Origin of the sequence: Pseudomonas putida, from assembly GCF_001636055.1 — a bacterium.
GTDB classification, from domain to species: Bacteria; Pseudomonadota; Gammaproteobacteria; order Pseudomonadales; family Pseudomonadaceae; genus Aquipseudomonas; species Aquipseudomonas machongensis.
In genome coordinates, this window is the sequence record NZ_CP011789.1 from 4251697 (window position 1) to 4277852 (window position 26156).

Genomic DNA, 26156 nt, shown 5'->3' on the forward strand with positions numbered 1-26156 from the left:
TCCGAATTTTTAAAGAACGATCTGACAAAAGCCAGAAATCAACATTCAGCGACGAATGTTCATTTCTAGGTTCTGATCAAGGTACAGCGTAAGTGGTGGAGCCAAGCGGGATCGAACCGCTGACCTCCTGCGTGCAAGGCAGGCGCTCTCCCAGCTGAGCTATGGCCCCGCATATTGGTAGGTCTGGGCAGATTTGAACTGCAGAAGAGCCGTCCTCACCACTCTTTATCCAGAGGCATGGGGTGCTCATCATTCCAACCAAAATTGGTAGGTCTGGGCAGATTTGAACTGCCGACCTCACCCTTATCAGGGGTGCGCTCTAACCAACTGAGCTACAGACCTAAGGGTAAAACTTTGGGTCTTGATCGTCTTTATACAATGAATCAAGCAATTCGTGTGGGAGCTCATCAGCAGGCTGATGTCTTCGATTAAGGAGGTGATCCAGCCGCAGGTTCCCCTACGGCTACCTTGTTACGACTTCACCCCAGTCATGAATCACACCGTGGTAACCGTCCTCCCGAAGGTTAGACTAGCTACTTCTGGTGCAACCCACTCCCATGGTGTGACGGGCGGTGTGTACAAGGCCCGGGAACGTATTCACCGCGACATTCTGATTCGCGATTACTAGCGATTCCGACTTCACGCAGTCGAGTTGCAGACTGCGATCCGGACTACGATCGGTTTTGTGAGATTAGCTCCACCTCGCGGCTTGGCAACCCTCTGTACCGACCATTGTAGCACGTGTGTAGCCCAGGCCGTAAGGGCCATGATGACTTGACGTCATCCCCACCTTCCTCCGGTTTGTCACCGGCAGTCTCCTTAGAGTGCCCACCATAACGTGCTGGTAACTAAGGACAAGGGTTGCGCTCGTTACGGGACTTAACCCAACATCTCACGACACGAGCTGACGACAGCCATGCAGCACCTGTGTCAGAGTTCCCGAAGGCACCAATCCATCTCTGGAAAGTTCTCTGCATGTCAAGGCCTGGTAAGGTTCTTCGCGTTGCTTCGAATTAAACCACATGCTCCACCGCTTGTGCGGGCCCCCGTCAATTCATTTGAGTTTTAACCTTGCGGCCGTACTCCCCAGGCGGTCAACTTAATGCGTTAGCTGCGCCACTAAAATCTCAAGGATTCCAACGGCTAGTTGACATCGTTTACGGCGTGGACTACCAGGGTATCTAATCCTGTTTGCTCCCCACGCTTTCGCACCTCAGTGTCAGTATCAGTCCAGGTGGTCGCCTTCGCCACTGGTGTTCCTTCCTATATCTACGCATTTCACCGCTACACAGGAAATTCCACCACCCTCTACCATACTCTAGCTCGCCAGTTTTGGATGCAGTTCCCAGGTTGAGCCCGGGGCTTTCACATCCAACTTAACGAACCACCTACGCGCGCTTTACGCCCAGTAATTCCGATTAACGCTTGCACCCTCTGTATTACCGCGGCTGCTGGCACAGAGTTAGCCGGTGCTTATTCTGTCGGTAACGTCAAAACAGCAAGGTATTAACTTACTGCCCTTCCTCCCAACTTAAAGTGCTTTACAATCCGAAGACCTTCTTCACACACGCGGCATGGCTGGATCAGGCTTTCGCCCATTGTCCAATATTCCCCACTGCTGCCTCCCGTAGGAGTCTGGACCGTGTCTCAGTTCCAGTGTGACTGATCATCCTCTCAGACCAGTTACGGATCGTCGCCTTGGTGAGCCATTACCTCACCAACTAGCTAATCCGACCTAGGCTCATCTGATAGCGCAAGGCCCGAAGGTCCCCTGCTTTCTCCCGTAGGACGTATGCGGTATTAGCGTTCCTTTCGAAACGTTGTCCCCCACTACCAGGCAGATTCCTAGGCATTACTCACCCGTCCGCCGCTGAATCAAGGAGCAAGCTCCCGTCATCCGCTCGACTTGCATGTGTTAGGCCTGCCGCCAGCGTTCAATCTGAGCCATGATCAAACTCTTCAGTTCAATACTGCTTGGGTTTTTAAGAAACCCTAAACTTGGCTCAGCAATCTCAAATGACTATGTGATTTCTCGCATGGCCACTTGTGATGCTGATAATCTTGGCGACTATCAGTCCGTACTCACAAGCACCCACACGAATTGCTTGATTCGATTTGTTAAAGAGCGGTTGGTTAAGAGCTTTTCGTCTCAACCGAGGCGCGCATTCTACGCTTTCCTCATTGGCTGTCAAGCGTTTATTTTGAAGTTTTTCGCGAGAAACTCGTTTAGCTTCAAACACTTGACTCGCTGCGATCTCTCGTAGCGGGAGGCGAATCATACAGCACTCGAAGATGCTGTCAACTGCCTTTTTCACCGCTGCCGATCAGGTGACCGAAGCCCTTCACGCCTTGCCGAAATCGCTTAACTCGTTGATTAACAAGAAGTTTTGCGTTCCGTTTGCTGCGGAAGTGGGGCGCATTATAAGGGAATCTGAGAGGCCGTCAACCTTTTATTTCATAAAATCTTAATCGAAATGAAGGGCTTAGCCCGCGCATTGCTCAAGAGCAGTTGCACCTGCCACTGGGATTTGCGCACTATATTGCGCAGCTCGCCCCTTCTACTTATTTAGGACTGCCCCACCCAAATGAACACCCAGCCCCGCAGCCTGGCCGCCACGCTGTTCCCTATCGGCCTGCTGTTGATTGCCATGGCTTCCATCCAGTCTGGAGCGTCACTGGCCAAGAGCATGTTTCCAGTTGTCGGCGCTCAGGGCACCACAACGCTGCGCCTGATCTTCGCCAGCATCATCATGCTTGCATTGCTACGCCCGTGGCGCGCCAGGTTCAATGCCAGCACCCTGCGCAGCGTCATCATCTATGGGCTGGCCCTGGGCGGCATGAATTTCCTTTTCTATATGTCGTTGCGCACCGTTCCGCTGGGCATCGCCGTGGCGCTGGAGTTTACCGGCCCGCTGGCGGTAGCGATCTTCGCTTCGCGCCGCGCCCTGGACTTTCTCTGGATCGCGCTCGCCATCGTCGGCCTGCTACTGCTCATCCCGACAGGGCAGACGGGGGCCTCCCTCGACCTGACCGGCGCGGCCTACGCCTTGGGTGCCGGCGTCTGCTGGGCGCTCTACATTTTATATGGCCAGCGAGCAGGCGCGGAAAACGGTATCCAGACCGCGGCATTGGGCGTATTGATCGCGGCGCTGTTCGTGGCTCCCATCGGTATCGCCCACGCCGGTAGTGCCTTGCTCACTCCAGCACTGATTCCGGTCGCACTTGCCGTGGCGATCCTGTCTACCGCCCTCCCCTACAGCCTGGAAATGGTCGCACTGACACGAATGCCCGCGCGAACCTTCGGCACACTGATGAGTATCGAACCCGCATTCGGTGCACTGTCGGGGCTTCTATTCCTTGGAGAGGTTCTCAGCTTGACCCAATGGTTGGCGATCCTGGCAATCATTACCGCCTCGGTCGGGGCCACACTGTCGATGCGCAAGGAAAGCAGCCCTCCCGTAGCGGCTGACTGATTTGAGAAATATTTTCATTTGAGCAGCTTCAGCCTTGTACCCGCCTATAAGGCTGTTTAAGCTGTCACAGCATCATCACCTTCAGACGATCTACTGAGCCGGGCACGGAAGCAGGGGAGTTTCAGGCAGAACGCAGTCATCACTACAAGGGCGGACAATGCTCACCGCCCAGATAAGGACAGGAATGAAACGTATTTTTCTCATCCTGGCCATCTTGGCCATTGCTGGGTGTGCCGCTACAGCCAAGACCGAGGTGAAGCGAGGGAAGAAGGGCTTGCACATCAACTGCTCCGGGCTTTCATCGTCCTGGGACAAGTGCTACGCCAATGCGCAAGCGTCATGCGGCAGCAAAGGCTACAAGGTAATCGCGCGCTCCAGCGACAGCGACGAAGAGCCGGGCGACTACGTGTTCGGAATCAACCCAGCCGGCTATACCAGCCGCAGCATGATCGTCATCTGCAAATAAAGGAAAGGGCAGCCTCAGGCTGCCCTTTCTCGTTCCAGTCGATCAGACCGGCTGCGTTCGCAGTCTCAACCAGGCCAGTGCGTCGCCTTGCAACAGGGGCGCTAATCGCTCATACACGGTCTGGTGATAACGGTTGAGCCATTGGCGCTCCGAAACATCGAGCAACTCGGGCAGCAAGCATCGGGTGTCGATCGGGCAAAGCGTCAGGGTTTCAAAGGCCAGGAAGTCGCCAAAAGCGCTGTTGCCCACCTCCCGATTAACCACCAGATTCTCGATACGCACGCCCCAGGCTCTAGGTCTGTAGGTGCCCGGCTCGATCGAACTGATCATCCCGGCCTGCATGGCTGTCTGCGGCGTAGTTGCCGCCTGATAGGCAATGACCTGCGGCCCCTCGTGCACATTCATGAAGTAGCCTACGCCATGCCCAGTGCCATGGCCGTAGTCGACTTGATCGGCCCAGATAGGCGCCCGGGCGATGGCATCGAGCAGCGGCGAAAGAATGCCCCGCGGGAAAGTCGCCCGCGACAACGCGATCACTCCCTTGAGCACCCGCGTGCAGTCCTTCTTCTGCTCCAGGCTGGGTGTACCAATCGGCACCATCCGGGTAATGTCGGTAGTTCCGCCCAGGTACTGGCCGCCCGAATCGATCAGCAGCAGGCCGTTACCCTCGATCACCGCATGCGACTGTTCGGTGGCGCGGTAATGGGGCATCGCGCCATTGGCATTGAAGGCCGCGATGGTCGAGAAGCTCAGCGAGACGAAGTCAGGGCGCCGCGCACGTGCCGCGCTCAGTTGTTCATCGACCGTCAGTTCGGTGATGGTCTCGCGCCCAAGATTGGCCTCGAACCAGGCGAAGAACTCGCACAAGGCTGCACCGTCCTGCTCCATCACCTGACGAATATGAACCAGGTCCGCCTCGCCCTTGCGCGACTTGCTCAGCGTAGTCGGATTGATGCCCTCGACCAACGCGACCCGCTCGTCGAGCTTGTCCAGCAGGCCCTGGGTGACACGCGCCGGATCGACCAGCAGGCGGGTGCCGCCAACGAGGCTCGCAAGTGCCTGGCCAACTTCCGCGTAGTCACGCACCTGGATACCGTCGGCCGCCAGTACTTGACGCAGGTGAGTATTGATCTTGTCCTGACCGACAAAGAGCGTGGCTTGATCACGACCGATCAAGGCGAAGGAAACGAACACCGGGTTGTACGAAACATCACTACCGCGCAGGTTGAACAGCCAGGCGATGTCGTCCAGAGTTGCGATGAAATGCCAGTCGGCGCCCTTGCTATCCAGGGCCTGACGCAACTCACCGAGTTTCTGCGCACGACTGACAGTCGCATGGGGGGGCAGGTGCTGATAGACGGGGTTGCCAGGCAAGGCCGGACGATCGCCCCAGACCTCACCCAGCAGGTCTCGGTCAGTCAGCAGTCTTACATTGCGAGCGCTCAGGCGCTCTCCCAATTGACGGGCAAAGGCCAGCGCCATGACCGCACCATCAACCGCCACGGCACCGCCGCTGGCAACCTGCTCACCCAGCCAATCCAATGCCCCCGGCTGACCTGGCAGTAGCTTCATCAGCTCGATGCCACTGCCCGCCAATTCCTTCTCTGCCTGCTCCCAATAGCGGCTGTCGACCCACAGCCCGGCGAATTCCGCGGCCACTACCAGCGTGCCGACCGAGCCCTGGAAGCCAGACAGCCATTGGCGCCCTTGCCAATGGCCGGGCAAGTACTCGGAAAGGTGCGGATCGGCAGAGGGCACCAACAGGGCATCGACACCCTCCCTGGCCATGACATCGCGCACACGCGCCAGGCGTGCCGGTATGGATTCCTTAAGGGGGTTCAGACTGCTCATGCGCTCTCCTGCGATCACATCTTGGACGGTTCCAGGTCGGGATAATGGAACAGGCTGCGAACGCCCGCAATCGGATCGCCCACAAAGAGCCTGCGATAGATTGGAGCGCCTCGGCCGCCAGTCCAACGGGCTGAACTTTCGAGCTGTCTGGAATTTCACAGTTCGTACAGCCCCAGCGGATGAGATCGCACATGGCCCACCCCCACGAGTCGAAAATCGCCGTCGTACTTCTCGACACCCGCGAACGCACCCCGGACCATGAATATGCCACTCGCCAGAAGCTCGCCGAGATCCTGGCGCAATTGCTTGGAATACCCGTCTTCAACCCTGGACAACCGGCCGGCCAGGCCAACCACTATTATTACCTGCCCACGGAAACCTTGATCGGCCAGCAGCAGGGCATCCGCAGTGAACAGGACCTGTTCGGCGGCCTGGTAAGCCATCCCTACATGGCGACCAAAGCCATTTCCCACCCACTACCCGCCAATGCAGTCTTTCCGCCGGGCTGGACTGACGCCTTCGCGCAACAGGCCAGCGGTGCCCTGTTGCGCGGCTACACGGTCTTTTCCAAGGACGACGCTCGACGAGCAGCCGACTTGCTATTGCGCAGCGGCCCCGTTCGGGTCAAACCCGTATTGGCCCGTGCCGGTCGCGGCCAGCAGGTAATCGATACCCTTGACGCACTTGCCCCCTTGCTCGCGACCTTGGACGACAAGGCACTTGGCCTTTGGGGGCTGGTGCTGGAGGAAGACCTGCATGAAGTAGAAACCTTCAGTGTTGGCCAAGTGCGTGTCGCTGGCCTCACCTGCAGCTACTACGGTACCCAGCAACTCACCCAGGATCATCAGGGCCAACAAGTCTACGGTGGCTCAGATCTGATGGTAGTACGCGGCGACTATCAGGCGCTGCTGCAGCGCCCGCTGGAAGATTATCTGCGCCTGGCTATCAATCAGGCCATGACCTACGAGCAAGCGGCGGAGCGACACTTCCCAGGTTTCATCGCCTCACGCCGCAACTACGACATCGCCCGTGGCCTCGACGCACGTGGCCACCTGCGCAGCGGCGTCCTGGAGCAATCGTGGCGCCAGGGTGGCGCCAGCAGCGCAGAGCTCCTTGCCGTGCGCGCCTTCGCCGACGATCCGACGCTGCAGCAGGTACGCGCATCCACCCACGAGGTGTTCGGCACGCCTGAACTTCCGGCCGACGCCACACTTTTCTATGAGGGGGACGACAGTGAACTCGGACAATTCTGCAAATTTGCACGGATTCGCGAGCATGGCCATTCAGAGTGAACAGGTCGAGCTACAGGTCGAGGGCGAAAGTATCGCCGGTACTTTGGTCAGTCCTGGCAGCAAGATGCCCGGCATTCTCTTCGTCCACGGCTGGGGCGGCAGCCAGCAGCGAGACCTGGCCCGCGCCCGACAGATTACCGGGCTGGGCTGCGTGTGCATGACCTTCGACTTGCGCGGACACGAAAAGACCGAAAGCCAGCGATTGACGGTGACCCGTGAGCAGAACCTCACCGACCTGCTGGCCGCCTACGATCGACTGGCCTCGCACCCTGCCGTCGATCCCGGCGCCATTGCGCTGATCGGCAGCAGCTATGGCGGTTATCTGGCCACCCTGCTGACCGCACATAGACCCGTGAAATGGCTGGCGATGCGGGTACCTGCATTGTACTGGGACGATGAATGGGACACTCCAAAGCAAGCACTCGACCGCCAGCGCCTGAATCACTATCGCCAACGCATTCTGGGGCCGGCCGACAATCGTGCCTTGGCCGCCTGCGCCGAGTTCGCTGGCGATGTCCTGCTGGTGGAGTCCGAGCACGATGACTATGTGCCGCACAACACCCTGATGAGCTATCGCTCCGCGTTCGTCGGCGCCCATTCACTGACCCATCGCATCGTCGACGGGGCCGACCATGCACTGTCCAGCGAGGAAAGCCAGAAAGCCTACAGTTCGATCCTGGGTACATGGATTGGAGAAATGGTCATCGGCGCACGGCTAGACCGCTACCCGCACTACGCTCCCTGGTACGCCTGAGGCTCACCGACCTCGCAATGCAAGCCGCCGTCGCTGCCTCGCACCAGGCTGCGCAAGGTCTGGTAGGCCGTGAAATTGACACCGCGTGCCTGGTGACGCTGCAACAGGTCGAGGAACGGCTCCTCGACGAAACAGGGCGCGGCAGCCGCCCACTCCTGGCGCGATTGCCACCGCAGGTATTGCAACACCCGACTGCCATCGACACTGGCCTGAATGCTGACACCCAGCAGACCATCGCAACGGCTGGCGATCTCCTCCGCCCGCAGGACCAACGCCTCGGCCAGGGCCTGTTGCCGAATCGCCGGCACTTCGTACTCGATCATCTGGGTAAACCATAGGGAATGAGGGGTGGCCACCATGAACAGTCTCCTTGCTCGGGGTACTTGCAGCGTGATGGCGAGCAGGGTAAAACCTCGAGTTAAGTCAAGGTCAAGGAATATTTCGATATGCCCAGCAAGGACGTGACGGCGCCGGAACGCCTGCTCAGCGTAGGCCAGTTGGCCGCGCGCAGCGGCGTCGCGGTGACCGCGCTGCACTTCTATGAAAGCAAGGGACTGATCCACAGCACCCGCAACAACGGCAACCAGCGCCGCTTCGAGCGAGCCATGCTACGCCGGGTGGCAGTGATCAAGATGGCGCAGCGCCTGGGAGTACCGCTGGCGCAAGTCGCCGAAGCGCTCGATACCCTGCCCAAAGGGCACACGCCGACCGCTGAAGACTGGCAGCGTTTTTCCGCACGATGGCGAGAAGACCTGACCCAGCGCATCGAAGAATTGATGATGCTGCGCGACCAGCTGGATGGCTGCATTGGCTGCGGCTGCATGTCATTGAAGGAATGTCCGCTGCGCAACCATAGCGACCGCCTCGCCGCGGAAGGCCCGGGGCCACACCCGTTAGGCCCAGACGCTCAGGCAACCACGGCGAAACGTCGCCGGTAGTCACTGGGTGTCAGGCCGGTGACACGCTGGAACACCTTACGAAAGGCACCGGGGTCCTGATAGCCCACGCCCCAGGCAATCTGGTCGACGCTGCGCCGGGTGAACTCCAGCAGGCGGCAGGCACGTCCTACCCGGACCTGCTGGCAGTATTGGGTAGGACGCAATCCGGTCGCCGCGCGAAAACGCCGCAGAAACGTACGCTCTTCGAGCCCGGCACATCCAGCCATAATTGCCAGATTGGCCTCTCGCGCACCACTCCCCTGCAGCCAGTGCTGCACCTTCAGCACGGCTTCATCGCCGTGATCCAGCCTCGGTGTGAACAACGCACCGGGCAGCGGGGTCGGCACCGGATCGACCGCCAGGTAGCGTGCAGTCTCGCGCGCCAGGGTGGCACCCAGGAAACGCTCAAGCAGACGCAGCCCGAGCTCGGTCCAGGCCATCAGCCCGGCCGACGTCATGATGTCGCCATCGTCCAGTACCGCTACGCTGGCATCGGCGCGTACTTGCGGGTAACGCTCGGCCAAGGTCTGGGCGTAATTCCGGTGGGTACTCGCCGAACGCCCGTCCAGCAGGCCACTGGCAGCAATGAAGAACACGCCGATGCACACCGAAGCGAGCACAGTGCCGCGTGCATGCCACTGGCACAAGTGCGCGCGGTGTCGCTCAAGCAGCGCAGGTGCAGGTGCCGGGCCAAGGCTGGGCGGCACCACCAGCACCTTGAGGTCATGGCGCGCGCCCGGCAGGCTGTCGTACACCTCGCAGAGTTCACCGGCCTGATCGAGTTGCCAGTGGCTGATACGGATCGGCACCAGCTTCCCATCACCGAGTTCACAGGCGACCTGATTGGCGACCGTGAACAGGTCGGTCAGCCCATGTACAGCGGCACGCTGCGCATCGGGATAGACCAGCACACCGATTTCCAAGCCTGTACCCATGTCAGTTTTTGCCCTCATTGTGTCGGTCGCGCCAATCCCCATGTCGGTCGTTCAAGCCTATAACTATCGCCACACCACGACCACGCCCAAGGAGGCGCGCAGCATGAGCAAGCAGGCCCTGATTCTCATCGATATCCAGAACGACTACTTCCCCGGTGGCAAATGGACACTCGACCGCGCCGATGCGGCGGCCGACAACGCCGCCCGCCTGCTCGCCGCTGCCCGCGAGCGCGGCGACCTGGTCGTGCATGTGCGCCATGAGTTCGAATCAGCCGATGCGCCGTTTTTTGCCCCTGGCTCGCCAGGCGCCGAGATCCACGCCAAGGTACTGCCGATCAGCAGCGAGCCGGTGGTGCTCAAGCATCAAGTCAACGCGTTTCGCGACACCGAGCTCAAGTCGCTCCTCGACAAGCATGAGGTAAAAAACCTGACCATCGTCGGCGCCATGAGCCACATGTGCATCGATTCGGCAACCCGCGCTGCCGCAGACTTCGGCTACCAGGTCTCGGTGGCGCACGACGCCTGCGCCACGCTGGCCCTGGAGTTCAATGGACAGACGGTGCCCGCATCGCACGTGCACGACTCGGCCATGGCGGCGCTAGCTTTCGCCTTTGCCGCCGTCGAGAGTACCGATACGTTGCTGGCCAAGTAGGCTGGGTGGATCAGATCACCACATTGCGCACGAATCGCGTGGGCTGGTCGCCGTCGTTGCGGTACGCGTAGCGGCAGTCGCTGGGGAAGATGTGGAACTCCCCAGCGCGCAGGCGCAGTTCACCGCTTTCGATCAGCAGCGTCAGACAGCCCTCGGTCACATAGATCTGCTCGCTCCAACCCTCGGCATCAGCCTCACTGGCATAGTGCTCGCCCGGTGCCAGGGTCCACTCCCAGAGCTCGACCTCGCGCCGCGCGGGGCTACTACCCAGCAGTACCGCGCGGCTGTCCGGCTGCTCACCGGCCCAGGCCAGCTCATTGATGCGTGCAGGATCGCGTTGCTCGGGCGCCTGGATCAGCGTACTGAACGCCACACCCAGCGCTTCGGCGATCAGGTCGAGGGTGGTGAGGCTGACGTTCTTCTCGCCTGCCTCGATGGCAACCAGCATGCGCCGACTGACACCAGAGCTTTCGGCCAAGGCGGTCTGGCTCAGCCCCCTGTCGTTACGCAGGCGGCGGATGTTCTGACTGACGTGCTGCAGCACCGAAGCGCGGTGCGAGGAATCTTTGTGCACTATATTGCTCACTGGTAGGAATTGCGCAGTATACTGCCCACTTTGCGGCGATTGTGCGCCGCCCCTTCCGAGTGCGCAAGACCATGACCCACACCAGCAGCAGCCCGCGGCCGTCCGTATCCTTTCGCCTGAGCAAAGCCGAATGGGTGCTGGTGTTCATCACCATGCTCTGGGGCGGCACCTTCCTGATCGTGCACAACGTCATGAGCGTGAGCGGACCGATGTTCTTCGTCGGCCTGCGATTCGCGGCAGCGGCACTGTTCGTCGGGCTGGTATCGGCGCGAGCGTTGTCGGGCCTGACGTTCACCGAACTCAAGGCCGGCGTACTGATCGGTGTATCGATCATGCTCGGCTACGGCTTGCAGACCATGGGCCTGCAAACCATCAGCAGCAGCCAGTCGGCCTTCATCACAGCCCTCTACGTACCCTTCGTGCCGCTGTTGCAATGGTTGGTGCTGGGACGCCGGCCCGGCCTGATGCCAAGCATCGGTATCTGCCTGGCCTTTGTCGGGCTGATGCTGTTGGCCGGCCCTGAGGGTGGTGCGCTGAATTTCAGCGAAGGCGAAATCGTGACCTTGGTCAGCGCCGTGGCCATCGCCGGCGAGATCATCCTGATCAGCCGTTATGCCGGAAAGGTCGATGTGCGCCGGGTCACCGTGGTGCAACTGGCAACTGCCTCGGCACTATCATTCCTGATGATCGTTCCGACCCAGGAGCGCATCCCGGATTTCTCCTGGCTGCTGTTGGCCAGCGCCCTTGGCCTGGGCGCCATGAGCGCGGTAATCCAGGTGGCGATGAACTGGGCGCAGAAATCTGTCTCGCCAACCCGTGCCACGCTGATCTATGCCGGCGAACCGGTCTGGGCCGGCATCGTTGGTCGTATCGCAGGGGACCGCTTGCCAGGCGTGGCGCTTATTGGTGGCCTGCTGATCGTGATCGCCGTGGTCGTCAGCGAACTGAAGATTCGCCGCGATCGCGATCCCCTTCCAGAGCCGCAAGGCCTGACGCCAAGCGAAAGCGAGACAGGGCGTTGAACTCCTGATCAGCGGCTATGCTCTGAAAAAAACTGTTATAAAAAAACAGCTTGTCACAGCGCTTTTGTAGGATTCTGCCACAGCTTGCGTGTTGGTGATCACCAGCGTGGCACGTATGATCCATGGCAAACCTCCGTAGATTAGAACGCTATGTCTTTGATAGTGCTATCGCTTCTGCCCTTCATCGGCAGTTGCCTGGCAGCCGTGCTGCCGCACAATGCGCGTAACGCCGAGTCCATTCTCGCCGGGCTCGTGGCCTTGGTCGGCACTGTCCAGGTAGCGCTGCTGTACCCGCAGATCGCCCATGGCGGCGTGATCCGCGAAGAATTCCTCTGGCTGCCCAGCCTCGGGCTCAACCTCGTGCTGCGCATGGATGGATTCGCCTGGCTGTTCTCGTTGCTGGTGCTGGGCATCGGCACATTGGTGTCGCTGTATGCGCGCTACTACATGTCACCCCAAGACCCCGTGCCACGATTCTTTGCCTTCTTCCTGGCATTCATGGGCGCAATGCTCGGGCTGGTGATTTCCGGCAACCTGATTCAGCTGGTGTTCTTCTGGGAGCTGACCAGCCTGTTCTCCTTCCTCCTCATCGGCTACTGGCACCACCGCAGCGATGCCCGCCGCGGCGCTTACATGGCGCTGATGGTCACGGGTGCAGGTGGTTTGTGCCTGCTGGTCGGCGCCTTGCTGCTGGGCCATGTGGTCGGCAGCTATGACCTGGACAAGGTCCTGGCCGCTGGCGAAACCGTCCGCCAGCACGCGCTCTATCCTGTGTTGCTGCCGCTGATCCTGATTGGCGCCCTGAGCAAGAGCGCGCAGTTCCCCTTCCAGTTCTGGCTACCGCATGCCATGGCTGCCCCCACGCCGGTCTCGGCCTATCTGCATTCGGCGACCATGGTCAAGGCCGGAGTGTTCCTGCTGGCACGCCTATGGCCAACGCTGTCGGGCACCGAGGAGTGGTTCTGGATCGTCGGCGGGGCAGGCGCCTGTACCCTCCTGCTGGGGGCCTTCGCGGCGATGTTCCAGAATGACCTCAAGGGGCTGCTGGCCTATTCGACCATCAGCCACCTGGGCCTGATCACCCTGCTGCTGGGCCTCAACAGCCCGCTGGCCGCTGTCGCGGCAGTGTTCCACATCCTCAACCACGCCACCTTCAAGGCCTCGCTGTTCATGGCCGCCGGCATCATCGACCATGAAAGCGGCACCCGCGACATTCGCCGTCTCAGCGGCCTGATACGCCTGGTACCCTATACCGCCACCCTGGCCATGGTCGCCAGTGCGTCCATGGCCGGCGTACCTCTGATGAACGGCTTCCTCTCCAAGGAAATGTTCTTCGCCGAAACCGTATTCATCAGCTCCAGCGCCTGGGTCGAGGCCGCCTTGCCGGTGATCGCCACCCTTGCAGGCACGTTCAGCGTTGCCTACGCCCTGCGTTTCACGGTCGACGTGTTCTTCGGCCCGACCGCCCAGGACCTTCCGCATACCCCCCACGAACCCCCGCGCTGGATGCGCGCGCCGGTCGAACTGCTGGTCCTGACCTGCCTGGTAGTCGGCATCTTCCCTGCCCAGTCGGTGGGCCCGCTGCTCGCCGCCGCAGCGTTGCCGGTGGTGGGCGGCACCCTGCCGGAATACAGCCTGGCCATCTGGCATGGCTGGAACGCCCCCCTGATCATGAGCCTGATCGCCATGTGCGGCGGCGTGGTGCTCTACCTGTTGCTGCGCAAACAGTTGCGCCTGGGCCGCTTCCCCTACCCGCCACTGATCGAACGCTTCAATGGCAAGCGGCTGTTCGAGCACGGACTGGTACGTCTGATGCTGCTGGCCCGGCACCTCGAAGGACTGTTGACCAGCCGCCGTCTGCAGACCCAGCTGTTCATGCTGGTGGTCGCCGCCTTCCTCGCCGGCCTCACCCCCATGCTGTACAGCGGCATCAGCTGGGGGGACCGCCCCAAGATTCCGGGGTCCGGCGTATTCGTCGCCATGTGGCTGATTGCAATTGCCTGTGCCATCGGCGCAGCCTGGCAGGCCAAATACCACCGTCTGGCTGCGCTGATCATGGTCAGCGTCTGCGGCCTGATGACGTGCATCACCTTCGTCTGGTTCTCTGCCCCTGACCTTGCACTCACGCAACTGGTGGTCGAAGTCGTCACCACAGTGTTGATCCTGCTGGGCCTGCGCTGGCTGCCGCGCCGAATCGAAGGCGTCTCTCCCCTGCCAGGCAGCCAGGAGCGTGCACGCTTGCGACGCCTGCGCGACCTGCTGCTGGCAGTGCTGGTCGGCGGCGGTATGGCCCTGCTGTCGTACGCCATGTTGACCCGTCCTACACCCAACGACATCTCATCGTTCTACCTGAGCCGTGCACTCCCCGAGGGTGGCGGTACCAATGTGGTCAACGTGATGCTGGTGGACTTCCGCGGCTTCGATACATTGGGTGAAATCACTGTACTGGTCGCCGTGGCGCTGACGGTCTTCGCCCTGCTGCGCCGCTTCCGCCCACCGAAAGAGAGCATGCAGCTGCCGACGCAACAGCGCCAGCTGGCGCCAGACGTGATCACCGACCTGGTCAACCCACGGCATGTCACCGATACCGCGCTGGGCTTCATGATGGTGCCTGCGGTGCTGGTACGCCTGCTGCTGCCGATCGCCCTGCTGGTCTCGATGTACCTGTTCATGCGCGGCCACAACCAACCAGGCGGCGGCTTCGTCGCCGGGCTGGTGATGTCGGTGGCGTTCATCCTCCAGTACATGGTCGCAGGCACTCAGTGGGTCGAGGCCCAGATGAGCCTGCGGCCGCTGCGCTGGATGGGCACCGGCCTGCTGTGCGCCACGCTTACCGGCATAGGTGCCATGTTGCTGGGTTATCCGTTCCTCACTACCCACACTGCGCACCTGCATCTGCCGTTGCTCGGTGACATCCATGTCGCCAGCGCCTTGTTCTTCGATATCGGCGTGTACACCGTGGTTGTCGGCTCCACGCTCTTGATCCTGACCGCCCTGGCACACCAATCGGTGCGTGCCTATCGCCCGGGCCATCCGAAATCCAGCCAGACAGGAGCCGCCTGATGGAAGAAGTCATCGCAGTCGCCATCGGCGTACTGGCCGCCTCCGGAGTCTGGCTGGTACTGCGCCCACGGACCTACCAGGTCATCATGGGCCTGTGCCTGCTCTCCTACGGCGTCAATTTGTTCATCTTCAGCATGGGCAGCCTGTTCATCGGCAAGGAGCCGATCATCAAGGAGGGCGTCCCACAGGACCTGCTGAACTACACCGACCCACTACCCCAGGCGCTGGTGTTGACCGCCATCGTCATCAGCTTCGCCATGACCGCCCTGTTCCTGGTGGTCCTGCTGGCCTCGCGCGGCCTGACCGGCACCGACCATGTCGATGGCCGGGAGCGTGAGGAATGAGCTGGATGAATCAACTGATTGTCGCCCCGATCCTGCTACCGCTGGTAACCGCAGCGATCATGCTGCTGATCGGTGAAAAGCACCGCCAGTTCAAGGCCCGCCTGAACCTGCTGTCGAGCCTGATCGGCTTGGGTGTCGCCGTGACGCTGTTGATGTGGGTACGCGGCCAGGGTCAGGCCGAGTCCATCGGTGTCTACCTGCCAGGCAACTGGCCGGCGCCGTTCGGTATCGTGCTGGTACTCGATCACCTGTCCGCACTGCTGCTTACCCTGACCGGTGTAATCGGCGTCAGCGCCCTGCTGTTCGCCCGCGCCCGCTGGGACGGCGCCGGCGCCAGCTTCCACGCACTGTTCCAGATTCAGCTGATGGGCCTTTACGGCGCGTTCCTGACCGCCGATCTCTTCAACCTGTTCGTGTTCTTCGAAGTGCTGCTGGCGGCGTCCTATGGCCTGCTGCTGCACGGTTCGGGACGCGCGCGGGTCAGGGCCGGGCTGCACTACATCGCCATCAACCTGTTCGCCTCTTCCCTGTTCCTGGTTGGCGCCGCCATGCTCTATGGCGTGACGGGCACGCTGAACATGGCCGACCTGGCGCTGAAGATCCCGTTGGTCGCAGAAGCCGATCGTGGCTTGCTGCACGCCGGAGCGGCGATCCTGGCCATGGCATTCCTGGTCAAGGCCGGGGTCTGGCCGCTGAACTTCTGGCTGGTGCCGGCCTACTCCTCGGCCAGCGCACCGGTCGCAGCCCTGTTCGCCATCATGACCAAGGTCGGTCTGTATGCAGTGCTGCGGCTGTGGACTCTTTTGTTCTCGGGCCAGGCAGGCGCTTCGGCGAATTTCGGTGGGGAATGGCTGGTGTATGGCGGCCTCGTCACCCTCGCGGTGGCTGCCGTCTCGATTCTCGCCGCACAGCGCCTGGAGCGTCTCGCCGCGCTGAGCATTTTGGTCTCGGCTGGCACCTTGCTGGCCTCGGTCGGCTTTGGTCAGGCAGCCCTCACCGGCGCGGCGCTGTTCTATCTCGCCAGCTCCACCCTGGCCTTGTGCGCCTTGTTCCTGCTGGCCGAATTGATCGAGCGTTCGCGCTCGGCCAACGAAGTGCCCCTGGACGACGAAGAGGACGCCATCCCGCCGCCGCTCGAATCCCTGCATCCACCCAAGGGCATCAACCTCGACGACGAACAGAAGGCAGTGATCGGTCAGATCATCCCCTGGACCATGGCCTTCCTCGGCTTGAGCTTCATCGCCTGCGCCCTGCTGATCATTGGCATGCCGCCGCTGTCCGGCTTCATCGGCAAGCTCAACCTGATCAGCGCCCTGTTCAATCCGCAAGGCCTGGGCATGGCGGCCGGGCAGCCTCTGTCAGCCGCTGGCTGGTGCCTGGTAGCCCTGTTGCTGCTATCGGGCATGGCATCGTTGATCGCCTTTGGCCGGGTGGGCATCCAGCGCTTCTGGAAGCCTGAGGAGAGGCCCTCGCCATTACTGCGTCGCTATGAATGCATACCGATCGTGGTACTGCTGGGGCTGTGTATCGTCCTCAGCATCCAGGCCGAGCCGCTGCTGCGCTACACCCAGGACACCGCCGCCGGCCTGCAGGCACCCGACGCCTATATCCAGGCGGTCCTGTCAACCCGCCCCGTGCCTGGGCCGACCACCATGACGCAGGTGCAACCATGAACCGGCTGTTCCCCGCCCCGCTGCTGTCGCTGGCGCTGTTCGTGCTGTGGCTGGTGCTGAACCTTTCCGTCAGCCCAGGCAATCTGCTGCTTGGCGCCGCCCTCGGCATCCTCGCACCCGTGCTCATGGCGCCATTGCGCCCGCAGCACGCCCATATCCGCCGCCCGCTGGTGATTGCGCGCTTGATCGGCCGTGTGGGCCTGGATGTGATCCTCTCGAACCTGCAAGTTGCCCGGGGCGTGCTGCGAGCCGGCGGCCATCCACCGCGCTCTGCCTTCGTGCACATCCCCCTGTCACTGCGCGACGCCCATGGCCTGGCCGCCCTGTCGATGATCACCACGGTGGTACCCGGCACGGTCTGGTCGGAGCTGGCCCTGGATCGCAGCATCCTGCTGCTGCATGTGTTCGACCTGGACGACGAAGCCACCTTCATCGAACACTTCAAGCACACCTACGAACGCCCGCTGATGGAGATCTTCGAATGACAGGCCTGCTCGCCAACGCCATTCTCGCCAGCCTGTTCATCTTCATCATCGCCATGGCCCTGGCGCTGGTCAGGGTGTTCCGCGGCCCTTCGGCGCAGGACCGGGTCCTGGCGCTGGACTACTTGTACATCCTGGCCATGCTGATGATGCTGGTGCTAGGCATCCGCTATGCCAGTGATACCTATTTCGAAGGCGCGATGCTGATCGCCCTGTTCGGCTTCGTCGGCTCCTTTGCCCTGGCCAAGTTCCTGCTGCGCGGGGAGGTGATCGAATGATGCAGACCGTCGAACTCCCGTTCTGGCTGGAGCTGGCCACGGCCGCGCTCCTGCTGATAGGCAGCCTGTTCGCCTTGATCGGCGCAATCGGGTTGGTGCGCCTGAAGGACTACTTCCAGCGCATGCATCCGCCTGCACTGGCCTCGACTATTGGCGCGTGGTGCGTCAGCCTCGCCTCGATCCTGTACTTCTCCGGTCTCAAGCAAGGGCCAGTGCTGCATGCCTGGCTGATACCGATCCTGCTGTCGATTACCGTACCGGTCACGACGCTTCTGCTCGCGCGGGCCGCCTTGTTCCGCAAACGCATGTCGGGAGAACAGGTGCCGGATGAGGTCAGCAGCGGTGGCGATCGGGGCAACTGAGCGCCCGCTGAAGCCGCCTGGCAAACGCTGTCAGTGCTGGGTAAGGCGCTGCAGCTCGCGCCGATAGAGCTCCCCCGCCACCCAGGCCAGCCAACCATCCTTCAACTGTGCTCGATGGGCAATCAGGCGCTCGGCGTCCAGGATTGCTTGCGCCTTGTGGCGCTGGTGAAACTCGGCGCGCCCCGCAGGCAGCTCATCGTCGCCACTCATTCACTGGCCTTGAAGGTGGTCAGCTCGCCCTTGCGCCATTTGGCGACCTTGCCGGTCACCGCCTTGAGCAGTTTGCCCAGGCCTTCCGCCACCTGGGACTGGGCAGCGAACACGAGCATCACGCCCTGCCCGTCACGGAAGACAATGCCATCGCCCTCGGGTACCGAGACGAACGCATAGTCACCCACGCCATAGACGTTGAACTTGATGTCGCGAAAGCGCAGCTCGAGCTTGCCACCCTCGCGGCTCGGCAGGACCGCGGCCCGGAAGTGATCCCCGACCTTCAGTTCCAGACGTTGCTTGTCATCGACGACCATCGCGTTGTCGGTATCGATCTCGGCCATGTACAGGCCATCGGGGTTCTGCTCGGTGACGTAGATGAAACGGCCCTGAAAAAGCTTAACCAACTTGGCCCGCAAATCGCCCAGGGCGAACAGGGCGTGGGTATCCAGAGTACTGACTGCCAATGAAGTGATCCTCGAACCGGTTGTTTCCCGCCGCCACACGAAGTCGTGAAAGCGTGACGCGGCGGCCATTTCAAAGCGAAGTCTGAAAGGTTAGTGACATGATGCGTGAAACGTCTGCGGGGCTCGTCGATACGGCAGGCAGGATCTTTTACCCTCGCACGCCAGCCAAAACCCCAAGAGAACGCTCAGCATAGATCCCACAGGGGGAACAATATTGTCTGACAACAATGCCGCCAGAAAAGATGCAATAGATAGAGCCAGGCCCCTCGGCAGAATGGGTCCGGTATTCATCCATGCATTTACAGGGGAAAGAATATGCACGAAAACACCGAAATCCGTCGAGAGGTCTCGAACATTTCTTACATCCGACCTGTGCGCAACATCGCGCGTTTCGTGGTCATTCCCGCCGGCGTCGCGTTCTTCCACATCACCGAGCGTGCCACTGGCCGAGTCATGGGCTTTCGCCGCAGCCACCTGGCAGCCTGCGAGCTGGCGCTAAGCCTGGATATCTAAGCCGCATATCCCTTCGCCAGTTGCTGCAGCCAGGCAGCCTGACACTCCAGCGCTTCAGCCCGGCTGGCGAAGGCAGTACCGCGACGCTCGCCATCGACCAACACTACCCAGCATGCCCGCTGTCCCTGTGCCTGCAGCATCGCAGGTACACCAGAGCCTATCATCACTGCCACATTGACCCGGGATTGCATGACCCTCTCCACTTAATTAGCAAGCTAACTACATGGATAGGATACGACCCGCCAAGGCCGGGAAAAAGCGCTTGCCGGTAGAGCTGTATTGCATCAATCGCAACAAATCGAAATGCTTTCTGCTCCTGCGGAAACGCGAAAGGCCCCACGGATTGCTCCGCAGGGCCTTGCGCCGAGTGTGTCCGGTCAGATCTGCCGCTGATGGCGGTCGAGCTGCTCGTGACGCTCCTGGGCTTCGATGCAGTATTTGGTGGTCGGGCTGATCAGCAAGCGTTGCAGACCGATCGGCTCGCCGCTGTCGTCGCACCAGCCAAAGCTCTCGTCAGCGATACGGCCCAGGGCCATCTCCAGCTGCGGCAGCAGGCGCTGGTCGCGCTCGATGGCGTTGACCAGCCAATGACGCTCTTCCTCGACCGAAGCCACATCGGCCGGGTCAGAGGGCGTATCCAGGCTTTCGATGGTGGCGCGGCTCAGCTCGATGCGCTCATGGGTCTCGACTTTCATCGCTTGCAGCAGCGCGGTGAAGAACCCGAGCTGATCGGCATTCATGTAGTCATCGGCCGACATGGCCAGCAACTGTTCCTTGGTCATCGATTTCTCTATGAAAAAATGTGCATTTGGGCGATTCGGGTGCCGCCGGCGATGGCTCGCAGGCAGCGGAATTCTTCAAGCGCCAATCGGCACTCTTTTACAGGGGGCGGCAGTCTAAGGTGCCCGGCCCCGTGGGGCAACAGAAATGACAGAGGAATCTGCCGTATCGGACGGATTGCCCCGGGATCGTAACCGGTGATGGACACCGGCACGGAGAGCGGCGCAGGCCCAATAACGTAGCTCGGTCTCGTTGAACGACGCAAAGCAGTACGTTCTCACGAACTGAAACAGCGGGGCAGCGCCCTGGCGCTGCCCCTCAACCTCAACGGTCCTTGAACTGCGCCTCGCGCTTGGCGATGAACGCTGCCATGCCTTCCTTCTGATCTTCCGTGGAAAACGCCGCGTGGAACACGCGACGTTCGAAACGCACACCCTCGCTCAGGCTCACCTCGAAAGCACGATTGACGCTTTCCTTGACCATCATGCTCACCGGAATCGACTTGCTGGCGATGGTCGCCGCCACCTTCAGCGCCTCTTCCAGCAGCTCGGCCTGGGGCACCACGCGCGCCACCAGCCCTGCCCGCTCGGCCTCCTCTGCGCCCATCAGGCGGCCAGTCAGGCACAGTTCCATGGCCTTGGCCTTGCCCACGGCGCGGGTCAGGCGCTGGGTGCCGCCCATACCCGGCAGCACGCCGAGGTTGATTTCCGGCTGGCCGAACCTGGCGTTGTCAGCGGCGAGAATGAAGTCGCACATCATCGCCAGTTCGCAGCCGCCGCCCAGGGCGAACCCCGACACCGCGGCGATGATCGGTTTGCGCCGATTGGCGATGCGGTCGGCGTCGCTGAACAGGTCGTCAACGTAGATCTGCGGATACTTGAGCTCGGCCATCTCCTTGATGTCGGCACCTGCGGCGAAGGCCTTGGCAGAGCCAGTCAGGACCACGCAACCGATGTTCGGATCACGCTCGAGCTGGTCCAGGGCCTGATTGATCTCGGCCACGATCTGCGCGTTCAGGGCATTGAGCGCCTGGGGACGGTTGAGGGTGATCAGGCCGACCTTGCCGTGGATGTCCAGCAGGATTGTTTCGAATGCCATGCAAGCTGCTCCTTCAAAGATTGCGCGCAATGACCATGCGCTGAATGTCACTGGTGCCTTCGTAGATCTGGCAAACCCGCACATCGCGATAGATGCGCTCCAGCGGGAAGTCCTTCAGATAGCCATATCCGCCGAGCGTCTGCAAGGCATCCGAACAGACCTTTTCGGCCATTTCCGAGGCGAAAAGCTTGGCCATCGACGCTTCCACCAGCGCCGGGCGCCCGGCATCGCGCAGAGCGGCGGCATGCAGCACCATCTGCCTGGCCACGGCGATGCGCGTGGCCATGTCGGCCAGACGGAAAGCCACGGCCTGGTGCTCGACCAGCGCCTTGCCGAAGCTCTGGCGCTCCTTGGCGTAGTCGCGCGCGACCTCGAACGCCGCACGGGCCATGCCGACGGCCTGCGAAGCGATGCCGATACGTCCGCCCTCGAGGTTGGCCAGAGCGATCTTGTAGCCCTGCCCCTCTTCGCCCAGGCGATTGTCCACCGGCACCCGCACGTCATCGAAAACGATCTGGCAGGTGTCGGAGGCGTGCTGCCCAAGCTTTTCTTCAACCCGCACCACCTGATAGCCCGGCGAGTCGGTGGGCACGATGAACGCACTGATCCCACGCTTGCCCGCTTCAGGATCGGTGACAGCGAAGACGATCACCACGCCGGCGTTCTGACCGGAAGTGATGAACTGCTTGCTGCCGTTTAGCACGTAGTGATCGCCATCCAGACGCGCACGCGTTTTCAGGCTGCTGGCGTCGGAGCCCGCCTGAGGCTCGGTGAGGGCGAAGGCGCCGATCATCGCACCGCTGGCCAGCGGCACCAGGTAACGCTGTTTCTGCTGCTCGGTTCCGAACTTCAGGATCGGCACGCAGCCCACCGAGTTATGCACGCTCATGATGGTCGAACAGGCGCCGTCGCCGGCGGCGATTTCTTCCAGGGCCATGGCGTAGGCGACATAACCGGTATCGCTGCCACCATACTGCTCCGGCACCAGCATCCCGAACAGGCCAAGCCCGGCCATCTCGTCGATGGCTTCACGCGGGAAGCGATGCTCCTTGTCCCACTGTTCGGCGAACGGCTTGAGGCGCTCCTGGGCAAAGTCCTTTACCGCATCGGCGATCTGTTGTTGCTCGTCAGTTACCAGCATGGTTCACCTCAGTACAGGCATTCGACCGCGATCGCCGTGGCTTCGCCGCCGCCGATGCAGATGGCCGCGATACCGCGGCGCAGGTTGTTCTGGCGCAGCGCCGAAAGCAGCGTCACCAGGATGCGCGCACCGGAGGCGCCAATCGGGTGGCCCAGGGCACAGGCGCCGCCATGAATGTTGACCTTGTCATGGGGCAGGTCCAGGTGCTTCATGGCGGCCAGGGTGACGACGGCAAAGGCTTCGTTGATCTCGAACAGGTCCACCTGAGCAAGATCCCAGCCAGTACGTTTGATCAGCTTGTCGATAGCGCCGATCGGTGCGGTCGGGAACAGCGCAGGCGTATCGGCGAAGGCTGCGTGACCGTGGATCACCGCCAGCGGCTTGAGGCCACGCTTGTCGGCTTCACTGCGGCGCATGAGTACCAGGGCCGCGGCGCCGTCGGAGATAGAGCTGGAGTTGGCGGCCGTCACCGTGCCGCCCTCGCGAAATGCCGGCTTGAGCTGGGGGATCTTGTCCAACCGCGCCTTGGGCGGCTGCTCGTCGTCCTTGACGAGCCGTTTCTCCTTGCCCTCGGTGACCTCCACCGGCACGATCTCGGCGCTGAAGCGGCCATTCTTGATCGCGTCCTGCGCACGGGTCAGCGAGGCAATGGCGAAGTTATCCTGGGCCTCGCGACTGAAGGCCCCGGCCTGGGCGCAATCTTCAGCGAAGGTGCCCATCAGGCGACCTTTGTCGTAGGCATCCTCGAGGCCATCCATGAACATGTGGTCGATGATCCTGCCATGCCCCATGCGATAGCCGCCGCGGGCCTTGTCCAGCAGATACGGAGCGTTGGTCATGCTCTCCATGCCACCCGCCACCACCACATCGGCACTGCCGGCCAACAACAGGTCATGGGCCATGATCGCCGCCTGCATGCCAGAGCCGCACATCTTGTTCAGGGTGGTACAGGTGGTGTGCTTGCCAAGGCCCGCCCCGAGGGCGGCCTGGCGCGCCGGCGCCTGGCCAAGCCCGGCGGGCAATACGCAACCGAACAACACCTGCTCGACGCTGGCGGCATCGATGCCGGCACGCTCGACTGCGGCGCGGATCGCTGCGCTGCCCAGCTGCGGTGCAGTGAGGCTTTTCAGGTCGCCCTGCAGGCCACCCATGGGCGTGCGCACGGCACTGACGATGACGATCGGATCATTGACGAGGCTCATGAGCTCTTCTCCTTACTTGGCAGCCATGCGCAGTGCACCGTCGAGGCGGATCACCTCGCCGTTGAGCATGCTGTTCTCGATGATGTGGCGGGCCAGCGCCGCATATTCCTGCGGGCGGCCGAGACGTGGTGGGAATGGCACCCCGGCGGCGAGCGAATCACGCACTTCCTGGGTCATCCCGGCCATCATCGGCGTCTCGAAAATGCCGGGAGCGATGGTCATCACGCGGATACCGAAGCGCGCCAGTTCACGGGCGGTCGGCAGTGTCAGGCTGGCAATCGCGCCCTTGGAGGCGGCATAGGCCGCCTGGCCGATCTGCCCGTCATAGGCAGCGATGGAGGCGGTATTGATGATCACACCCCGCTCACCGCCCTCGTCCGCAGGGCCTTCGGCCATGGCCGCTGCGGCCAGGCGCAGCATGTTGAAGCTGCCAATCAGGTTGACATTGATCACCTTGGCAAAGCTTGCCAGGCCATGCGGCCCCTGTTTGCCCAGGACCTTCTCGGCGCCGACGATCCCCGCGCAATTGACCAACCCGTGCAGGCCATCGAAGGCGCTGACGGCCGCCTCGACCGCTGCCTGGGCGGCCGGCTCGCTGCTGATGTCGGCCACTGCGAAGCGGGCGTTGTCACCCAGCTCCCGCGCCTTGGCTTCGACCGCCTCGGCGTTGAGGTCGACCAGCATCACACGGGCGCCGGCCTCGACCAGCATTTGCGCGGTAGCGGCGCCCAGCCCGGAGGCGGCGCCGGTGACAATGAAACTTTTGCGTTGAACGTTCATGGAGGTCTTCCTTCAGGCGCCAGCAGGGTTGGCCTGCGCAGCGCGTTGCTTGGCGATTTCCTGATTGCGCAGGATGAAGCGTTGCAGCTTGCCGCTCGGGGTCTTGGGCAGCTCGCCGACGAATTCGATTTCACGCGGGTAAGCGTGGGCGTACAGGCGCTGGCGCACATGTTGGCGCAGAGCCTCTTCCAGTTCAGGGCTGGCGCTATGGCCTGCAGCCAGCACCACGAAAGCCTTGATCAGCTCGGTACGCTGGGGGTCAGGCTTGCCCACCACCGCCGCCTCGATCACCGCCGGGTGTTCGATCAGCGCGCTCTCCACATCGAACGGACCGACGCGGTAGCCGGAGGTAGTGATCACATCGTCGCTGCGGCCGACGAAGCTGATGCTGCCATCGGTGTTGAGCTCGACGGTGTCGCCGGAAAGGTAGTATTTGCCGATGAACGCCTTGGTGGGGACGCCGTGATAGCCGCCGAACCAGCACAGTGGTGACTGCTCGCGGTCGACTGCCAGTATCCCCGGCTGACCGGCAGGCAGCTCGTTGCCAGCTTCGTCCAGCACCACGATGCGATGCCCGGGGATGGCGAAGCCCGCCGAGCCCAAGTGTACCGGGTGCGCCAGGCCATGGTGGTTGCACAGCACCATGCCCAGCTCGGTCTGGCCATAGTGGTCGTGGATGGTCACGTTCAAGGCGTCGGCGAACCAACGGATCACTTCGGGATTGAGCGGCTCACCGGCGCTGCTGACCACCCGCAGACGCCCCTTGATCGGTGCCGAGAACGCCTCACCGGCTGCGATCAGCAAGCGATAGGCGGTGGGCGAGCCGGCCAGGTTGCTGATGCCCAGCTTGTCGATGATCCGTGCACAGCTCTCGACGCTGAACGGACCATCGTAGAACGTGGTGGCGTGCCCCAGCGCCAGTGGGCCGGTAACCGCGTAGTACAGGCCATAGGCCCAGCCCGGATCGGCCAGGTTCCAGAAGGTATCGTTGGGGCGCAGGTCGATGGCATCGCGCATGTAGCCCTGGAAGGCGACGATCGCACGCAGCGGGACCTCAAGTGGTTTTGCCGGCCCTGTGGTGCCGGACGTGAACATCAACAGGAAGGGGTCGTCGCCGCTGCGCATTACCGGCTCGCAGTGATCGCTTGCCGCCTCCAACGCCTGCTGGAAATCCAGCTCGTGCGCCGCAGCACCGACCGTGATGATCGCCGGGCAGCCGCTGACATCGTCCAGCTTGGCGCGGTTGTTGCGATCAGTGACCACCACCCGGGCCTGGGACTGCTCCAGACGGTGCTCGATGGCCTTGGGACCGAACGCGGTGAACAACGGCTGGTATACCGCCCCCAGTCGCCAGGTGGCGAGAATCGTCACCAGCAGTTCGACGGTACGTGGCATCAGGCCGGCGACCCGGTCCCCAGGCCCCACGCCCTGATCCTTCAGGACATTGCCCATGCGAGCCGACATGGCCTGCAGCTGCTCGAAACTGTAGCGCGCGCCGTTACCTTCCTGGTCTTCACAGATCAGCGCAGGCAGGTTGCGGCCGACATGCCGGTCGCAGCACTCGACACAGGCGTTAAGTGCTTGCAGGTTGCCATGCAAGGCGTTTGCGGCAACCCGGTCATATTCGAATGCTCTCGCGGCCTCGGCGTAATCACGCATCGTCGGACTCCTGGTTTCTTGTTGTTGGAGTTGAACCCTAGGTCCGACGATAGTCGCGCCGCCAGCGCTTGTGGACAATGGCAAAAGCGCTCATCAGGCATGATCGGTTTGGCCACTGTAGCCTCAGCGCCCTGA

General features: G+C 61.9%; 27 protein-coding genes, 2 tRNA genes and 1 rRNA gene. 14 read left to right on the top strand and 16 right to left on the bottom strand.

Features of this window, described 5'->3' with window-relative positions:
* Nucleotides 1–93: 93 nt before the first annotated feature.
* The 3 genes from AB688_RS19065 to AB688_RS19075 form a co-directional block, all read right to left on the bottom strand.
* Nucleotides 94–169 (bottom strand) — tRNA-Ala (locus AB688_RS19065).
* Between the two features lie 96 nt (nt 170–265).
* A tRNA-Ile gene (locus AB688_RS19070) sits at nt 266–342 on the bottom strand.
* Between the two features lie 87 nt (nt 343–429).
* Nucleotides 430–1966, bottom strand: a 16S ribosomal RNA gene (locus tag AB688_RS19075).
* A 619-nt stretch (nt 1967–2585) separates the two neighbouring features.
* Here AB688_RS19075 and rhtA point away from each other — a divergent pair.
* Nucleotides 2586–3473: a threonine/homoserine exporter RhtA gene (rhtA, locus tag AB688_RS19080; RefSeq protein WP_054894308.1), complete on the top strand. Its 888-nt coding sequence runs from the start codon at nt 2586–2588 to the stop codon at nt 3471–3473.
* 184 nt (nt 3474–3657) lie between these two features.
* Nucleotides 3658–3939, top strand: a complete 282-nt coding sequence (locus AB688_RS19085; RefSeq protein ID WP_054894309.1) for a hypothetical protein — start codon at nt 3658–3660, stop codon at nt 3937–3939.
* Nucleotides 3940–3981: 42 nt separating this feature from the next.
* Here AB688_RS19085 and AB688_RS19090 read toward each other — a convergent pair whose 3' ends face one another.
* Nucleotides 3982–5790, bottom strand: a complete 1809-nt coding sequence (locus AB688_RS19090; protein ID WP_063545540.1) for an aminopeptidase P family protein — start codon at nt 5788–5790, stop codon at nt 3982–3984.
* Nucleotides 5791–5981: 191 nt separating this feature from the next.
* Here AB688_RS19090 and AB688_RS19095 point away from each other — a divergent pair, with 191 nt between their 5' ends.
* Complete coding sequence (locus AB688_RS19095; RefSeq protein WP_063545541.1) at nt 5982–7082, top strand: DUF3182 family protein; 1101 nt, start codon at nt 5982–5984, stop codon at nt 7080–7082.
* On the top strand, nt 7066–7836 hold the full coding sequence (locus tag AB688_RS19100; RefSeq protein WP_063545542.1) for an alpha/beta hydrolase family protein: 771 nt from the start codon (nt 7066–7068) through the stop codon (nt 7834–7836). The genes AB688_RS19095 and AB688_RS19100 overlap by 17 nt, the downstream gene beginning before the upstream one ends.
* Here the strand turns inward: AB688_RS19100 and AB688_RS19105 are convergent.
* Nucleotides 7815–8195 (bottom strand): antibiotic biosynthesis monooxygenase, encoded by a 381-nt coding sequence (locus tag AB688_RS19105; protein WP_054894313.1) that lies wholly within the window; start codon nt 8193–8195, stop codon nt 7815–7817. The genes AB688_RS19100 and AB688_RS19105 overlap by 22 nt on opposite strands.
* 87 nt (nt 8196–8282) lie before the next feature.
* Between AB688_RS19105 and soxR the strand changes: the two genes are divergently transcribed.
* Nucleotides 8283–8774: a redox-sensitive transcriptional activator SoxR gene (gene soxR / locus AB688_RS19110; RefSeq protein ID WP_063545543.1), complete on the top strand. Its 492-nt coding sequence runs from the start codon at nt 8283–8285 to the stop codon at nt 8772–8774.
* On the opposite strand, the gene AB688_RS19115 is transcribed toward soxR, so the two are convergent.
* A complete protein-coding gene (locus AB688_RS19115; protein WP_063546833.1) occupies nt 8744–9727 on the bottom strand; it encodes a GlxA family transcriptional regulator in 984 nt (327 codons plus the stop codon). The genes soxR and AB688_RS19115 overlap by 31 nt on opposite strands.
* Before the next feature lie 85 nt (nt 9728–9812).
* Here AB688_RS19115 and AB688_RS19120 point away from each other — a divergent pair, with 85 nt between their 5' ends.
* Complete coding sequence (locus AB688_RS19120; RefSeq protein WP_063545544.1) at nt 9813–10361, top strand: cysteine hydrolase family protein; 549 nt, start codon at nt 9813–9815, stop codon at nt 10359–10361.
* 10 nt (nt 10362–10371) lie between these two features.
* On the opposite strand, the gene AB688_RS19125 is transcribed toward AB688_RS19120, so the two are convergent.
* Nucleotides 10372–10935, bottom strand: a complete 564-nt coding sequence (locus AB688_RS19125; protein WP_054894316.1) for a helix-turn-helix domain-containing protein — start codon at nt 10933–10935, stop codon at nt 10372–10374.
* Nucleotides 10936–11018: 83 nt separating this feature from the next.
* Between AB688_RS19125 and AB688_RS19130 the strand changes: the two genes are divergently transcribed.
* From AB688_RS19130 to AB688_RS19160, 7 genes are all read left to right on the top strand, one after another.
* Complete coding sequence (locus AB688_RS19130) at nt 11019–11969, top strand: DMT family transporter (RefSeq protein WP_054894317.1); 951 nt, start codon at nt 11019–11021, stop codon at nt 11967–11969.
* Between the two features lie 150 nt (nt 11970–12119).
* Nucleotides 12120–15032 (top strand): monovalent cation/H+ antiporter subunit A, encoded by a 2913-nt coding sequence (locus AB688_RS19135; protein WP_063545545.1) that lies wholly within the window; start codon nt 12120–12122, stop codon nt 15030–15032.
* On the top strand, nt 15032–15376 hold the full coding sequence (locus AB688_RS19140; RefSeq protein WP_054894319.1) for a Na+/H+ antiporter subunit C: 345 nt from the start codon (nt 15032–15034) through the stop codon (nt 15374–15376). The genes AB688_RS19135 and AB688_RS19140 overlap by 1 nt, the downstream gene beginning before the upstream one ends.
* Entirely contained in the window at nt 15373–17049 is a 1677-nt protein-coding gene (locus tag AB688_RS19145; RefSeq protein ID WP_063545546.1) for a monovalent cation/H+ antiporter subunit D, read from the top strand. The genes AB688_RS19140 and AB688_RS19145 overlap by 4 nt, the downstream gene beginning before the upstream one ends.
* Nucleotides 17046–17534: a Na+/H+ antiporter subunit E gene (locus tag AB688_RS19150; protein ID WP_054894321.1), complete on the top strand. Its 489-nt coding sequence runs from the start codon at nt 17046–17048 to the stop codon at nt 17532–17534. The genes AB688_RS19145 and AB688_RS19150 overlap by 4 nt, the downstream gene beginning before the upstream one ends.
* On the top strand, nt 17531–17809 hold the full coding sequence (locus AB688_RS19155; RefSeq protein WP_054894322.1) for a K+/H+ antiporter subunit F: 279 nt from the start codon (nt 17531–17533) through the stop codon (nt 17807–17809). The genes AB688_RS19150 and AB688_RS19155 overlap by 4 nt, the downstream gene beginning before the upstream one ends.
* Entirely contained in the window at nt 17806–18171 is a 366-nt protein-coding gene (locus tag AB688_RS19160; RefSeq protein ID WP_063545547.1) for a Na+/H+ antiporter subunit G, read from the top strand. Before AB688_RS19155 ends, AB688_RS19160 begins: the two co-directional genes overlap by 4 nt.
* Before the next feature lie 30 nt (nt 18172–18201).
* Here the strand turns inward: AB688_RS19160 and AB688_RS19165 are convergent, their stop codons facing one another.
* Both AB688_RS19165 and AB688_RS19170 read right to left on the bottom strand, forming a co-directional pair.
* Nucleotides 18202–18381: a hypothetical protein gene (locus AB688_RS19165; protein WP_063545548.1), complete on the bottom strand. Its 180-nt coding sequence runs from the start codon at nt 18379–18381 to the stop codon at nt 18202–18204.
* A complete protein-coding gene (locus AB688_RS19170) occupies nt 18378–18848 on the bottom strand; it encodes a hypothetical protein (protein WP_054894325.1) in 471 nt (156 codons plus the stop codon). The genes AB688_RS19165 and AB688_RS19170 overlap by 4 nt, the downstream gene beginning before the upstream one ends.
* A 315-nt stretch (nt 18849–19163) precedes the next feature.
* Between AB688_RS19170 and AB688_RS19175 the strand changes: the two genes are divergently transcribed.
* Entirely contained in the window at nt 19164–19361 is a 198-nt protein-coding gene (locus AB688_RS19175; protein ID WP_063545549.1) for a hypothetical protein, read from the top strand.
* On the opposite strand, the gene AB688_RS19180 is transcribed toward AB688_RS19175, so the two are convergent.
* From AB688_RS19180 to AB688_RS19210, 7 genes are all read right to left on the bottom strand, one after another.
* Nucleotides 19358–19552 carry a hypothetical protein gene (locus tag AB688_RS19180; protein ID WP_063545550.1) on the bottom strand — a complete coding sequence of 65 codons (195 nt, stop codon included), beginning with the start codon at nt 19550–19552 and terminating at the stop codon, nt 19358–19360. The two genes, AB688_RS19175 and AB688_RS19180, sit on opposite strands and share 4 nt — an antisense overlap.
* 186 nt (nt 19553–19738) lie before the next feature.
* Nucleotides 19739–20143, bottom strand: a complete 405-nt coding sequence (locus AB688_RS19185; protein ID WP_054894328.1) for a TraR/DksA family transcriptional regulator — start codon at nt 20141–20143, stop codon at nt 19739–19741.
* Between the two features lie 322 nt (nt 20144–20465).
* Nucleotides 20466–21239 (bottom strand): enoyl-CoA hydratase, encoded by a 774-nt coding sequence (locus AB688_RS19190; protein ID WP_063545551.1) that lies wholly within the window; start codon nt 21237–21239, stop codon nt 20466–20468.
* A 13-nt stretch (nt 21240–21252) separates the two neighbouring features.
* Nucleotides 21253–22380, bottom strand: a complete 1128-nt coding sequence (locus tag AB688_RS19195; RefSeq protein WP_063545552.1) for an acyl-CoA dehydrogenase — start codon at nt 22378–22380, stop codon at nt 21253–21255.
* Nucleotides 22381–22388: 8 nt separating this feature from the next.
* Nucleotides 22389–23582, bottom strand: coding sequence for an acetyl-CoA C-acyltransferase (locus tag AB688_RS19200; RefSeq protein ID WP_063545553.1), 1194 nt, complete (start codon nt 23580–23582; stop codon nt 22389–22391).
* Nucleotides 23583–23594: 12 nt separating this feature from the next.
* A complete protein-coding gene (locus tag AB688_RS19205; protein WP_063545554.1) occupies nt 23595–24362 on the bottom strand; it encodes an SDR family NAD(P)-dependent oxidoreductase in 768 nt (255 codons plus the stop codon).
* A gap of 12 nt (nt 24363–24374) precedes the next feature.
* Entirely contained in the window at nt 24375–26021 is a 1647-nt protein-coding gene (locus AB688_RS19210) for an acyl-CoA synthetase (protein ID WP_063545555.1), read from the bottom strand.
* Between the last annotated feature and the right edge of the window lie 135 nt (nt 26022–26156).